The sequence below is a fragment of the Aliivibrio salmonicida LFI1238 genome (assembly GCF_000196495.1).
In the GTDB taxonomy this organism is placed as follows: Bacteria; Pseudomonadota; Gammaproteobacteria; order Enterobacterales; family Vibrionaceae; genus Aliivibrio; species Aliivibrio salmonicida.
The window spans coordinates 1873642-1887224 of the sequence record NC_011312.1 but is presented as its reverse complement, the minus strand read 5'-3'; the positions used below and the strand labels follow the sequence as shown (position 1 = coordinate 1887224).

Sequence of the window (13583 nt, the reverse complement as noted above, 5' to 3'; positions counted from 1 at the left end):
ATTAACTCGGCTAATATGCAGATGAAAGATCTCAAATTAGAGTTCGAAATCCCCTAAATCGTCGGCACTAACGTCATTATCGATTTGTCCAACAAGGTATGAACTTATTTCTGTTTCTTGTGGGGCAACCTGAACGTTATCAGAGCTTAACCATGAGTTAATCCAAGGAATAGGATTCTGAGTTGCACCATCATAAGCGCCTGATAGTCCAACAGCCTTCATACGTAAATTTGTAATATATTCTACATATTGGCATAGAATATCCTTGTTTAAACCAATCATAGAGCCGTCTTTAAATAGGTAATTAGCCCATTCTTTTTCTTGCTCTGCCGCGGCTTTAAATAAGTCGAAACAGTCTTGTTCACATTCTGCCGCGATTTCTACAAATTCAGGATCATCTTGACCAGTACGAAGTAGATTTACCATATGCTGAGTACTGGTTAGATGAAGGGCTTCATCACGAGCAATCAGTTTGATTATTTTCGCATTTCCTTCCATTAATTTGCGTTCTGCAAAAGCAAAAGAACAAGCAAAACTTACGTAGAAACGAATGGCTTCGAGTGCATTTACCGACATTAAGCAAAGATACAACGTTTTCTTTAATTCACGTTTTGAAACGATAATTTCTTCACCGTTGACAGTATGAGTGCCTTCGCCAAAGCGGTGGTAATCGTTAGTGGCTTGAATCAGGTTATCGTAATAATGAGCAATGTCTTTTGCGCGCTTTAGGATTTCTTCATTTTCAACAATATCATCAAAGATAATGGCTGGGTCATTCACTATATTACGAACAATATGTGTGTATGAACGTGAGTGAATCGTTTCAGAAAAAGACCATGTTTCGATCCATGTTTCTAGTTCAGGAAGAGAAACTAAAGGAAGTAGGGCAACATTAGGGCTACGACCTTGAATTGAATCAAGCAGTGTTTGGTATTTAAGGTTACTGATGAATATATGTTGTTCATGTTCAGGTAAATTATTGTAATCAATGCGATCACCAGAAACATCAACTTCTTCAGGACGCCAGAAAAAGGAAAGTTGCTTTTCGATCAGTTTTTCAAATACTTGAAATTTTTGTTGATCATATCGAGCAACGTTTACAGAATTACCCAAAAACATTGGTTCTTTTAATTGATCGTTTTTTTCTTGTCGAAAAGTACTGTACGCCATGTAAACCTCAATCTTATGAAAGCCAAAAGAATGCAAGGGCTTTCTGTTTCTTACTATTATAATAGCAATGCCTATCAATACATAGGTTTGTATTGATAGGCGTTGATATGAATGATTAAAAAATGAATAAGCCCGCAATGAAAGCGGGCTAAATATCGAAGGGGCTATTTATATTTTACAGCCGCCGCCTTCACAATCATCATCTTGAGCTAAATCGCCTTGTGAATCGCTCGCGCCATCACGAGTGTTATGGTAGTACAATGTTTTTAGACCTAGCTTATAAGCTGTTAACAAGTCTTTAAGCAATAGCTTCATTGGTACTTTGCCATTTGGCTGACTGTTTGGATCATAGTTTGTATTCGCTGAAATTGCTTGGTCGACAAATTTCTGCATGATACCGACTAATTGCAAGTAGCCATCGTTAGAGCCGATGTTCCAAAGTAGCTCATAATTATCTTTTAAGTTCAAATAATCAGGAACAACTTGTTTTAAAATACCATCTTTTGATGCTTTGATTGATACAAAACCACGTGGTGGTTCAATGCCATTCGTTGCATTTGAGATTTGTGAAGAGGTTTCAGACGGCATCAATGCCGATAACGTTGAGTTGCGTAAACCGTGAGTTTTAATGTCTGAACGTAATTCTTCCCAATCTAAATGTAATTCTTCACTACATATATTATCGATGTCTTTTTTGTAAGAATCGATAGGTAGGATACCTTGAGCATAGGTAGTTTCATTGAAAGCAGGGCAAGCGCCTTGTTCTTTCGCTAAATTTACAGATGCTTTTAGAAGATAGAATTGAATTGCTTCAAACGTTTTATGCGTTAATCCGTTTGCACTGCCATCAGAGTACTTAACGCCATTTTTCGCTAGGTAATAAGCGTAGTTAATAACTCCTACACCTAACGTACGACGGTTCATTGTTGATTTGTAAGCTGCTGGTAATGGGTAGTCTTGGTAATCAAGAAGTGCATCAAGAGCACGTACCGCTAATTCCGCTAATTCTTCAAGCTCTTCTAATTTCTCTATCGCACCTAGGTTAAATGCAGACAGAGTACATAATGCAATTTCACCTTCTTCGTCATTAACGTGTGTTAGTGGCTTAGTTGGTAGAGCAATTTCTAAACATAAGTTAGATTGGCGAATTGGAGCAACACTTGGGTCGAATGGGCTGTGTGTATTACAGTGATCGACGTTTTGAATGTAGATACGGCCTGTTGAAGCACGTTCTTGCATTAGTAATGAGAACAGCTCAATCGCTTTAATTGTTTCACGCTTAATTGATGTGTCTTGTTCGTATTTAAGATACAGGCGCTCGAACTCTACTTGGTCAGCAAAGAAAGCCTCGTACATACCAGGAACATCAGAAGGTGAAAATAAGCTGATGTGTTCCCCTTTAATTAGGCGAGTATACATAAGCTTGTTAATTTGAACGCCGTAATCCATATGACGAACACGGTTTTCTTCAACGCCACGGTTATTTTTAAGAACCAATAGTGATTCTACTTCGCGGTGCCAAATAGGGTAAAACAAGGTTGCAGCGCCGCCACGAACACCACCTTGAGAACAACATTTTACTGCTGTTTGGAAGTATTTATAGAATGGGATACAACCAGTATGGAATGCTTCACCGTCACGAATTTCAGAGCCAAGTGCACGAATACGACCGGCATTGATGCCAATACCTGCACGTTGTGATACGTAACGTACAATAGAGCCTGCCGTTGCATTGATTGAATCAAGGCTATCATCACATTCAATTAGAACGCATGAACTAAATTGACGTGTTGGCGTACGAACACCAGACATAATCGGTGTTGGTAACGATATTTTAAATTTAGAGGTCGCGTCGTAGAAACGTTGAATGTAATCCAGACGAGTATCTTTTGGGTATTTAGCAAATAAGCACGCCGCAACTAAAATATAAAGGAATTGAGCACTTTCGTAGATCGCGCCCGTTACGCGGTTTTGTACGAAGTATTTCCCTTCTAGTTGTTTAACAGCAGCGTAAGAGAAGTCCATATCACGGCTGTGATCGATCATTTGATCCATCAAGTCGAATTCTGCTTCCGTGTAATCTTCTGTAATGTGCTTATCGTATTTACCTAATTCGATCAGGTTATTTACGTGCTTAAATAGCGTTGGTGGCTCAAATTGGCCATACGCTTTTTTACGAAGGTGAAAAACAGACAAACGAGCAGCAAGGTATTGGTAATCTGGCGTTTCTTCAGAGATAAGGTCGGCCGCTGCTTTGATGATGGTTTCATGAATGTCAGATGTCTTCATGCCTTCATAAAACTGGATGTGGGATTTCATTTCAACTTGTGAAACAGAAACATTATCCAGATTTTCAGCAGCCCAGGTGATCACTTTATGGATCTTTTCTAAATTGATCTTTTCTGTGGTGCCATTTCGCTTAGTAACGGTAAGCTGTGGGGTCATTTGTCTACTTTTCCTTAAAATGAAGAATAAACAACGAAATATGTAATTTTTGTAATTTTCGTTGTTGTTTTGTGATCAAACTCTATTTTAGTGAAAATTAGAATAAACACTACATATAGGGGGTAATCATTAGTTAGATACAAGATAGTGATTATTTGCAAAAGGATCAAGTCAGGAAATGAGACAGTCTTGTGAATAACCTCTTAATAAAAAAAAACAGTAAGTAACTACTAACCGAGTCAGATTAGCTATATCAAGCTATCAGAAATAGCGGATTTGATAATGGTTGAGAAGTAAGCAGCTGAAAAAATATTTCTCTTGATTTTTGTGGTTTTGGTGGATCTCTGTTTATCGAAAAAAATTGCTGATTTGTTGTTCTAAAATGTGATGTCGTGAGAAAAAGAGCAAGAGATAAAATGATAGGAGGGACGTAGAAAGAAAAAGCTCTTTATTTACATTAAGAATAAATAAAGAGCCTGAATTTTACAGCGTTGTATGAACGATGTAATTAACATCAACATTTGTGCCTAATGAATAAGCGTCTGTTAATGGATTGTAATGAAGACCAGTGATCCCACGCTCTTGTAATGCTGTTTGATCGAGCATTTTTAATAATTCAGAAGGACGGATGAACTTATCGTGATCATGAGTGCCTTTTGGGACCAATTTAAGAACGTGTTCTGCGCCAACAATGGCAAACAGATAGGATTTGATATTGCGGTTTAAGGTGGAGAAAAATACATGCCCACCTGGTTTTATCATTTTAGCGCAAGCACGAATCACAGACAAAGGGTCTGGCACATGCTCTAGCATTTCCATACAGGTTATTACATCGTATGTTTCAGGGTATTCTTCTGCGTGCTGCTCTGCAGTAGATTGGATATATTCTAATATAGTGCCCGTTTCTAATGCATGAAGACGAGCGACGGTTAGAGGCTCTTTCCCCATGTCTAACCCAATAACGTCTGCACCTTGTTTTGCCATGCTCTCAGCTAAAATACCGCCGCCACAACCAACATCTAATACTTTTTTACCAAATAGACCATTGGCGTTGGTCAATACATAATTAAGGCGTAATGGATTGATTTGATGTAGAGGTTTAAATTCACCTTCAAAATCCCACCAACGAGAGGCCATATCTTCAAATTTTTTGATTTCTGCTGGATCGACATTTAACTGCTGAGTCATAGTTCTTAATTCCTTTTTCATCTTCTCCTTATTATATACAGAAAAAAAGCAGAAAGAGAGACTTTAAAATGGCGATTTTTTCACCGGTTTTTATGAGGCTTTTCAAGAATATGATGAATTGATTTGTGACTTGCTCCCGATTTCGTAGGATTCTTAAGCTTAAGAGTGATTTTGCGAATTAAAACGATGCGACATAGAAGCGTTATGTGCTATATTTTGCAATCTTGCACGTTTATCAGTATCAATTACTTTATCTTTATAGTGGATCTAATTGATAAAGTAATTGATATTGATACGACAGAACTAATTTGAGGGATATTGGCTCTATGAGCGATCTTGCTAAAGGGATCACGCCCGTAAATATTGAAGATGAGCTTCGAGGTTCATACCTAGACTATGCGATGTCAGTAATCGTTGGTCGTGCTCTTCCAGATGTGCGTGATGGTCTAAAACCTGTACACCGCCGTGTTTTATTCGCGATGGATGTATTAGGTAATGATTGGAATAAACCATATAAAAAATCTGCCCGTGTCGTCGGCGACGTAATTGGTAAGTATCACCCACATGGTGATAGTGCTGTATACGACACGATAGTACGTATGGCGCAGCCGTTCTCACTACGCTATATGCTTGTTGATGGCCAAGGTAACTTTGGTTCTATCGATGGTGACTCTGCTGCGGCAATGCGTTATACCGAAGTTCGTATGTCGAAAATTGCCCACGAATTGTTGGCCGATTTAGACAAAGAAACCGTCGATTACGTTCCTAACTATGATGGTACAGAACAGATCCCTGCGGTATTACCTACTCGTGTACCTAACTTATTAGTTAATGGTTCATCAGGTATCGCAGTTGGTATGGCAACTAATATACCTCCTCATAACTTAACTGAAGTGGTTAATGGTTGTTTAGCATTCATCGAGAATGAAGATATTACTATCGATGAGCTAATAAACTACATTCCAGGTCCTGACTTTCCGACAGCTGCATTAATCAGTGGTCGTAAAGGCATCGTTGATGCATATAAAACAGGCCGCGGTAAAGTTTACATGCGTTCTAAAGCAAATATCGAAGCGGACAAAAATGGTAAAGAAACCATTATTGTTACTGAGATCCCTTATCAAGTTAACAAAGCACGTGTGATCGAAAAGATCGCTGAGCTTGTTAAAGATAAGAAAGTCGAAGGTATTTCAGCACTGCGTGACGAATCTGATAAAGATGGTATGCGTATTGTTATCGAATGTAAGCGTGATGCAGTGGGTGAGGTGGTTCTTAATAACTTATTCTCATTAACTCAGCTTCAAACTACATTCGGCGTAAACATGGTGGCACTTGATAATGGCCAACCAAAACTGTTCAACTTAAAAGAAATGTTGAAGTGTTTTGTTGATCACCGTCGTGAAGTGGTAACTCGCCGTACAATTTTTGAATTACGCAAAGCGCGTGATCGTGCTCATATCCTTGAAGGTTTGGCGCTGGCATTAGCAAACATTGATGAGATCATTGATCTAATCAAAAATGCGCCATCACCAGCAGAAGCAAAGCAAGGCCTAGTCGCTCGCGGTTGGGATCTTGGTAATGTTGCCGACATGCTAGAGCGTGCTGGTACAGATGCTGCTCGTCCTGATTGGTTAGAGCCAGAGTTTGGTATTCGTGAAGGTCAATACTTCTTAACGGAACAACAAGCTCAAGCAATTCTAGAATTACGTCTACACCGTTTAACTGGTTTAGAACATGAAAAAATTCTAGATGAATACAAAGCACTATTAGATGAAATCGCAGAGCTAATGCATATCCTTGCAAGCACTGAACGTCTAATGGAAATCATTCGTGATGAATTAATTACGGTTCGTGATACTTATGGTGATGAGCGTCGCACTGAAATTGGTGCTGCTATTCACGATATCGATATAGAAGACTTAATCACACAAGAAGATGTTGTAGTAACACTTTCTCGTGAAGGTTATGTTAAGTACCAAATTCTAGGTGATTACGAAGCGCAACGTCGTGGTGGTAAAGGTAAGAGTGCAACTAAGATGAAGGACACCGATTATATCGAGCGTCTACTTGTTGCTAACACTCATGATAATATCCTTTGCTTCTCTACACGTGGTAAAGCATACAGCTTGAAAGTATTCCAACTTCCTCAAGCAAGCCGCACCGCTCGTGGTAAGCCTATCGTGAACATTCTTCCTCTAGAAGAAGGTGAGCGTATTACAGCGATTCTACCAGTATCTGAATATTCTGAAGATAAGTTCATCTTCATGGCAACAGGTGATGGTACGGTTAAGAAAACATCTTTAGATCAATTTGCTAAAGTTCGTGCAAACGGCTTAATTGCAGTTAATCTACGTGAAGATGATTCATTAATCGGCGTCGATATTACGACGGGTTCAAATGAAATCATGCTGTTCTCTAAAGCCGGTAAAGTCGTTCGTTTCAGCGAAGAACATGTTCGTGGAATGGGCCGTACTGCTTCAGGTGTTCGTGGTATGAAACTGACTGGTGAAGATCAGGTTGTTTCATTGATTGTTCCTTCTAATGAAGGTGACATTCTAACGGTGACAGAAAATGGGTACGGTAAACGTACTAAAATTTCTGAATACCCTACGAAGAGCCGTGCAACACAAGGTGTTGTTTCTATCAAGGTTTCAGATCGTAACGGCAGTGTTGTCGGTGCAGTTCAAGCTGAAGATGGTGATGAGTTCATGATGATCACGGATGCAGGTACGTTAGTTCGTACACGCGTATCGGAAGTAAGCCAAGTGGGTCGTAATACCCAAGGTGTTACACTGATCCGTACTGCTGAAGATGAAAATGTAGTTGGTTTACAACGCATTGATGAACCAGAAGAGCTTGAAATTCTTGAAGGTGATGTAGTAGAAGGTGAAGAAGAGGCGACAGTAATTACTGAAGCAACTGAAACTCCTGACGCTGAATCAGATGAAGATACGACAGAAGAATAATTTTTCTTAACGTATTAAAAAGCCCGCTTATTTTTAAGCGGGCTTTTTTGTCTCTGTAATTTGACAAATTTGAAGTAGTTTTAGCAAATATCAAATTTACGTTGTTCAGAATAGAGATCGGTTGTGATGACAAATTTTTCTTTGCCACATGCGATACAAATAGGTTGTCCGAACCAAGCTGCATAACACTCACAACAGGTATAGTGACTGTTTATTGAGAAGGAGGTTGATTTTTCTGACCGAGAATCTAATTCGGGTCGTTCAAATTGCACCTGCTCTTCAGGTTTTATTACTGTTTTCATCATCGCCAACTTTTAAAGTGTCGTGAAAGTCATGGCCTTCACATTCATTATAGTTATGAATAAGTATGGTATGATATTGGTCGTAAAACAATAGGACGTTTTGTGATTTACTTTGCCTTATGGCAAATAAAAAGAGCACAAAAGCGCTCTTTTTATAGGATGTTTGAGGGACTTATAAACTTTAGTTGTTATATGCCGTTTTTAAAGCAGTAAAGCGTTCAACGAGATCATTAATAGCTTCTTGATCGTATGTTTTTAAACCGGTAGCAATCATGCGTTTAGTACCATGACCCACATCTTCACCATCTTCAGTAAACTTAAAGTTAAGCTTTACTAGTCCTCGTTTTCCTTCTATATCCATTGTTGCACCCGTAAATTCAACGCTAGGTTTAACAAGATCAAGGCGAGTAAACTCGATGTCCATACTTTCATAAATCACTAATGGACGTTGGCAGTTGATCATTAACTGCTTGTCTTCCATTAGAGGGACCATTATATGTGGGAAGTTCATGCCTGAGAATTGAACATATTGTTTTACAACGTTTTCAATGAATTCAGGATCGATGTTTTTATCACCACTGCGGCTAACGTGTAAATATTCTTTATTGTTTTGATCAGATAAAGAGTATTCACCTTGTTCTGCATGATTGATATGAAGTGACGTACTGTCCGATACCATACCAGCAAAATTAAAATGCATTTTATTACTGATGCCTGTTTTTGAAAGCAAAACAGCAAACAGTAAATCACCAGGAACACAGAAACGCTTTGAGATTACGTCATGAATAGGGTTGAAATCACCTGCCACTTTTTTCGCAAAATCACTTGCTTGTTGGCGTGTAAATTCAAATGAATTATCTGTTTCCGAAAAATATTGATTTAACTGCATAATATATTTGATAAAACCTAGCTAATGAAATAACCACGCTAGTATACCTAATCTCTAATCCTTTAATGGTCTATCCAGTCAAGATAGTAAAAAAAGGATAGAAATAAAAGAATAAACCTATTTTTGAGCTAAAACACCTAGAAAGGTGACGAAGGGTTTAGATATCGTCGGGTATAATTACGTACTTCCAACATTTTGTATTAAAGGTCACAAATGAAATCGTTCGTTAAAGTAGGGCTTATTAGCGGTGCTATTTTTTCAAGTATTATTCTTTTCAGTCATGACGCAGAAGCTTCAGAAGATCAGCCTGGCGATATAGCCGCAAACATAGGTGCGGTAGGTATTCCTGTTATTGCTGGTTCGGTTGCCTTATTTAAAGAAGATTACGATGGGTTTTGGATGTTTGCAAAAGGAGCGGCATATACACTCGCTGCCACTCAAGCTCTTAAGTATACAGTAAGAGAAGAAAGGCCGAATGGAGAAGATGATTTAAGTTTTCCATCAGGTCATTCATCATCGGCTTTTCAGGGGGCATCTTATTTACAATTTCGTTATGGCTGGAAGTATGGTTTACCTGCTTATATTAGTGCAGGATTAGTTGGTTATTCGCGAGTTGAGAATGATCACCATTATTGGCGTGATGTGATTGCGGGTGCAGTTTTAGCAACAACCATTCAATATTTAGTGACAGATGCGTATATAGATTCAAATAAGGTCATGATTACCCCTGTTATTAACCAAGATCATGTCGGAATTGCAGCATCTTTTTCATTTTGATTGGCAAATGGGTAGCAAGCGAGTAAAATCACCTCCCTTTTATTCGATGCTAGGTGTACAACAATGTTTATTGGATTTGACTACGGAACGGCAAATTGCTCAGTGGCAACCATTCAAAATAATCAAGCTAAACTGCTTAAACTAGAAGGGGATAGTACTTTTATACCTTCCGCGTTATGCGCACCTACTCGAGAAGCTGTTTCTGAATATCTATTTCGTATTTGGGGTGTTCAACCAAGTACGAATATTAATGAACGTTTACTTCATACGGCTATTGCTTATAACCGTGAAGAGGATATTGATGTTGATGCTGGATCTGTGACGTTTGGTCAAGCGGCTTTAAATGTTTATATTGATGATCCAGAAGACGTATATTACGTAAAGTCACCTAAATCTTTCTTAGGTGTTTCTGGTTTACGTGATGTACAAGTTAGCTTGTTTGAAGATCTTGTAACTGCCATGATGAAAAACATCAAAAATAATGCAGAGCAAGAATTACAGGCTGATATTACATCTACCGTTATTGGGCGTCCTGTTAACTTCCAAGGGGCAGAAAGTGATGAGGCAAACAGCCAAGCCATCTCTATTTTGTCACGTGCAGCGATGCGTGTTGGTTTTAAAAATATTGAATTTCAATTTGAACCAGTGGCCGCGGGTCTAGACTATGAGCAAACATTAACTGAAGACAAAACGGTTCTTATTGTTGATATTGGCGGTGGTACGACTGATTGCTCGATGATCGAGATGGGACCATCTTGGAAAGGTAATCATGACCGCACAAAAGGGATCTTAGCTCACAGTGGGTCTCGTATTGGTGGTAATGATTTAGATATTCATTTAGCACACCGTAAATTTATGCCAATGCTGGGATCTCAAAGTCGAACTCATAAAGGCTTAGAGTTACCAATGACTCAATTTTGGAATCCAATTGCTATTAATAATATTGTGGCACAATTGGATTTCTTTGGTTTTGCTAACCGTAAACATTTATTGCAAATGATGAATGAGACACAAGAGCCAGAAAAATTAGCTCGATTGATTAAACTGTACGATGAAAAATTAAGTTATAAATTACTTCGTGACGCTGAACAAACAAAAATTGCGCTATCAGAGCATTTAGAGCATTCGGTTGATCTCAGCTATCTTGATGAAGGCTTATCATTATCTATTGATCAACAAAGTCTTACTGAGGCAATTGCGAAACCGCAAGAGAACATCAATAGACTTGTTAAAGAAGCCATTCAGCAAGCAGGTAAAACGCCAGATATTATTTATGTCACCGGTGGTTCTGCTCGTTCACCAATTTTACAAGCAGCATTGCAGAAACAATTACCAAATATTGAAATTGTAGGTGGTAATTACTTTGGTTCAGTGACAGCGGGCTTAGCTCACTGGGCAAATTACTGCTTCGCATAAATTCAGTGATTCACAATAAATTCGAGTATCAAGCGGCTGATAACGTCGCTTGGTTTTGTGAAATATTAAATAAATTTTAGGTAAAATTAAATGACAAACATACCAACAACGATGACTTTTTTTGAGCGTTTTGAATCAGATATTATGTCGGGAAAAAAAGTAATTACGATTCGAGATGAATCAGAAGAAGATTATGCGGTAGGTTCTGAGGTTTCAGTCAGCACGTATGAAGACAATCGTCATTTTTGTCGTTTAGCAATTGATAGCGTTACGCCCATTACGTTTGATGAATTAAACCAATATCATGCAGATCAAGAAAACATGACATTAGATGAGTTAAAACAAATTATCGAAGAGATTTACGCAAACAAAGGTCAACTTTACGTAGTTTCTTACCATTTAGTTTAACGATTACTTAATATAGGATAAATAATGGAACTGTTATCCATTGATTTTCTTGGACAGCCATTGCGTTTAGAAGGCTCAATGGCTGGCTGGCAGCAAGTGTTTTGGAGTAATACATTAGTTGCTCAACAGGCGGCATCCGCGGATCATCAAGATCTATTTATACACGAATTTAAATTGAATCAAGGTGAGACGATAGTAACGTGTCGTTTAGAAGTGAAAGTTACTTGGCAACCATTTTTGATCGAGTATCGTGCAAGTGTTGATGACCAGTTGATCGCAGAAGGCTCTCGTAATACAAAAGACATTGAGCAACAAGTTCCACATGAGCCAATAAAAGCAGAGCGCCGGTTTAGTTTGATCGGTCTTGTGTCACTAGGCATGAAAGCATTAAAAAGCGTTAAACTGGTTAAAGTTGTATTAGCGTCAGCCAGTATCGCGGCTTACTCATGGTTATTTTCTATTGAATTTGCATTATCACTGATAGCTTGCCTAGTGTTTCATGAATACGGTCATATTCGTGCGATGAAATACTTTGGAATGAAGACGAAAGGGATTTATTTGATCCCATTTTTAGGCGGATTAGCACTCAGTGATGAGAAAATAAATACACGTTGGCAAGATGTTGTTATTTCGATTATGGGGCCATTTTTTGGTTTGATACTGTCGCTGATTTTAATTGTCGTGTATTGGATAACAGGAGAGATGTTCTTTGCGGGTCTTGCTGTATTTAATGCATTCTTAAACCTCTTTAATTTACTGCCCATTTTGCCCTTAGACGGTGGACACGTATTAAAAAGTGTTAGCTTCTCTATGAACAGTAAAGTTGGTATTGCATTGTGTGCTTTAGCCGCCATTGGTGGGATAATATTAAGTTACCAATTAGGCTTCGCTCTTTTTGGTTTCCTACTTATTATGGGGAGCTTAGAAATCGTCTTTGAGTGGAAGCAACGTCATCATAGTCATTTGTTGCCTTTAGATAAATATGGACAAATTGTTTCATCGGCTTGGTATGTCGGGCTTGTAAGCTCGTTAGTTGGTATTATTTGGTATTTTGCAAGTAGCGGAGATGCTTTATTACAACTGCCAATGCAGATTTTAGGAACGTAATAGTAAGAAGCCTATTTTAGAATATAAATGAGAAGCTCAAGAAGGGCGCACAGAAAGGATAAAAGGATGTTTAAGAAATTAAAGGCGTCATTAGGTATAGGTGCCGCAAAGGTAGATACCATTTTAGAAAACCCTGAATTGTTCCAAGGTGATACGTTAATAGGTACGGTTCATATTCAAGGGGGAGATATTGAGCAAAAAATTGATGCAATCCATTTGAAGCTGAATACTGAAATCAAAGTAGAAAATGACAATGGAACTAGCTATCAAACATTAACTCTGTTTCATACTCAAGCCGTGAATCCATTTGTGATTCAAGCTGGGGAGACTCAGGAAATGAAATTTACAATTAAGTTACCAGATGAAACTCCGATTACAGCGCTTAATGTGAACAATAACCATTGTGATGTTTGGGTTGAAACCGTATTAGATATTGATTTTGCTATTGATCCTACGGATCGTGATTTATTAGTTGTTAAGCCAATGCGAGTTGCTGCTGCTATTATCAGCCAAATCGAACAGGCTGGGCTTAGTATGGTAAAAGCGGATGTAGAACAGGGGTTCCTAAATGGAGGGCACTTTAAGTCACATTCTGGTGGCTACCAAGAGATCGAATTTAAAAGTAATGGTTTCATCAACAAGAAAGAAATAGAACTATCATTTGTTCTGGATGGTCAAGTTCTTCACTGTTTAGCTGAAGAGGATCGTTCGATGGGCTTTAATCGTGGTGACCAATATGCTTCTTTTTCATTAAACGTCAATGCGTCAAGTGCTGATATCCATCATGCTGTACAAAAGATATTACGTGTGTAGCTAAGCACGATTGTATTTTTACCATAAAAAAAGAATCGATGTCATTTTTGTGATCTCGATTCTTTTTTGCATTAGGCACTCAAGAATCGTACAATAATCGGC

10 protein-coding genes are annotated in these 13583 nt (G+C 38.4%); 6 read left to right on the top strand and 4 right to left on the bottom strand.

Annotated features, from left to right (window positions below):
• Positions 1-36: 36 nt before the first annotated feature.
• From nrdB to ubiG, 3 genes are all read right to left on the bottom strand, one after another.
• A complete protein-coding gene (gene nrdB, locus VSAL_RS09355; RefSeq protein WP_012550364.1) occupies positions 37-1170 on the bottom strand; it encodes a class Ia ribonucleoside-diphosphate reductase subunit beta in 1134 nt (377 codons plus the stop codon).
• Positions 1171-1338: 168 nt separating this feature from the next.
• Complete coding sequence (gene nrdA / locus VSAL_RS09350; RefSeq protein ID WP_012550363.1) at positions 1339-3615, bottom strand: class 1a ribonucleoside-diphosphate reductase subunit alpha; 2277 nt, start codon at positions 3613-3615, stop codon at positions 1339-1341.
• Positions 3616-4098: 483 nt separating this feature from the next.
• On the bottom strand, positions 4099-4803 hold the full coding sequence (gene ubiG, locus VSAL_RS09345) for a bifunctional 2-polyprenyl-6-hydroxyphenol methylase/3-demethylubiquinol 3-O-methyltransferase UbiG (protein ID WP_044583274.1): 705 nt from the start codon (positions 4801-4803) through the stop codon (positions 4099-4101).
• Between the two features lie 326 nt (positions 4804-5129).
• Here ubiG and gyrA point away from each other — a divergent pair, with 326 nt between their 5' ends.
• The gene (gyrA, locus tag VSAL_RS09340) at positions 5130-7769 is read left to right on the top strand and encodes a DNA topoisomerase (ATP-hydrolyzing) subunit A (RefSeq protein WP_023603148.1); all 2640 of its coding nucleotides are present in this window, start codon (positions 5130-5132) and stop codon (positions 7767-7769) included.
• A 483-nt stretch (positions 7770-8252) separates the two neighbouring features.
• Here gyrA and VSAL_RS09330 read toward each other — a convergent pair whose 3' ends face one another.
• Complete coding sequence (locus VSAL_RS09330; RefSeq protein ID WP_012550360.1) at positions 8253-8960, bottom strand: DUF3581 domain-containing protein; 708 nt, start codon at positions 8958-8960, stop codon at positions 8253-8255.
• Positions 8961-9173: 213 nt separating this feature from the next.
• Here VSAL_RS09330 and VSAL_RS09325 point away from each other — a divergent pair, with 213 nt between their 5' ends.
• The 5 genes from VSAL_RS09325 to VSAL_RS09305 all read left to right on the top strand — a co-directional run bounded on the left by VSAL_RS09325 (position 9174) and on the right by VSAL_RS09305 (position 13481).
• On the top strand, positions 9174-9737 hold the full coding sequence (locus VSAL_RS09325) for a phosphatase PAP2 family protein (protein ID WP_012550359.1): 564 nt from the start codon (positions 9174-9176) through the stop codon (positions 9735-9737).
• Between the two features lie 63 nt (positions 9738-9800).
• A complete protein-coding gene (yegD, locus tag VSAL_RS09320; RefSeq protein ID WP_012550358.1) occupies positions 9801-11153 on the top strand; it encodes a molecular chaperone in 1353 nt (450 codons plus the stop codon).
• A gap of 90 nt (positions 11154-11243) precedes the next feature.
• Positions 11244-11561, top strand: a complete 318-nt coding sequence (gene yqfB, locus VSAL_RS09315) for a N(4)-acetylcytidine aminohydrolase (RefSeq protein ID WP_012550357.1) — start codon at positions 11244-11246, stop codon at positions 11559-11561.
• Positions 11562-11585: 24 nt separating this feature from the next.
• Positions 11586-12668 carry a site-2 protease family protein gene (locus VSAL_RS09310; RefSeq protein WP_012550356.1) on the top strand — a complete coding sequence of 361 codons (1083 nt, stop codon included), beginning with the start codon at positions 11586-11588 and terminating at the stop codon, positions 12666-12668.
• A gap of 66 nt (positions 12669-12734) precedes the next feature.
• Positions 12735-13481, top strand: coding sequence for a sporulation protein (locus VSAL_RS09305; RefSeq protein WP_012550355.1), 747 nt, complete (start codon positions 12735-12737; stop codon positions 13479-13481).
• The last annotated feature ends 102 nt before the right edge of the window (positions 13482-13583 follow it).

Excerpts from the sequence above, each read along its gene's own strand:
- VSAL_RS09330 (WP_012550360.1), bottom strand. The coding sequence starts at position 8,960 with ATGCAGTTAAATCAATATTTTTCGGAAACAGATAATTCATTTGAATTT.
- yqfB (WP_012550357.1), top strand. The coding sequence starts at position 11,244 with ATGACAAACATACCAACAACGATGACTTTTTTTGAGCGTTTTGAATCA.
- yegD (WP_012550358.1), top strand. The coding sequence starts at position 9,801 with ATGTTTATTGGATTTGACTACGGAACGGCAAATTGCTCAGTGGCAACC.
- ubiG (WP_044583274.1), bottom strand. The coding sequence starts at position 4,803 with ATGACTCAGCAGTTAAATGTCGATCCAGCAGAAATCAAAAAATTTGAA.
- gyrA (WP_023603148.1), top strand. The coding sequence starts at position 5,130 with ATGAGCGATCTTGCTAAAGGGATCACGCCCGTAAATATTGAAGATGAG.
- VSAL_RS09325 (WP_012550359.1), top strand. The coding sequence starts at position 9,174 with ATGAAATCGTTCGTTAAAGTAGGGCTTATTAGCGGTGCTATTTTTTCA.
- nrdB (WP_012550364.1), bottom strand. The coding sequence starts at position 1,170 with ATGGCGTACAGTACTTTTCGACAAGAAAAAAACGATCAATTAAAAGAA.
- VSAL_RS09310 (WP_012550356.1), top strand. The coding sequence starts at position 11,586 with ATGGAACTGTTATCCATTGATTTTCTTGGACAGCCATTGCGTTTAGAA.
- VSAL_RS09305 (WP_012550355.1), top strand. The coding sequence starts at position 12,735 with ATGTTTAAGAAATTAAAGGCGTCATTAGGTATAGGTGCCGCAAAGGTA.
- nrdA (WP_012550363.1), bottom strand. The coding sequence starts at position 3,615 with ATGACCCCACAGCTTACCGTTACTAAGCGAAATGGCACCACAGAAAAG.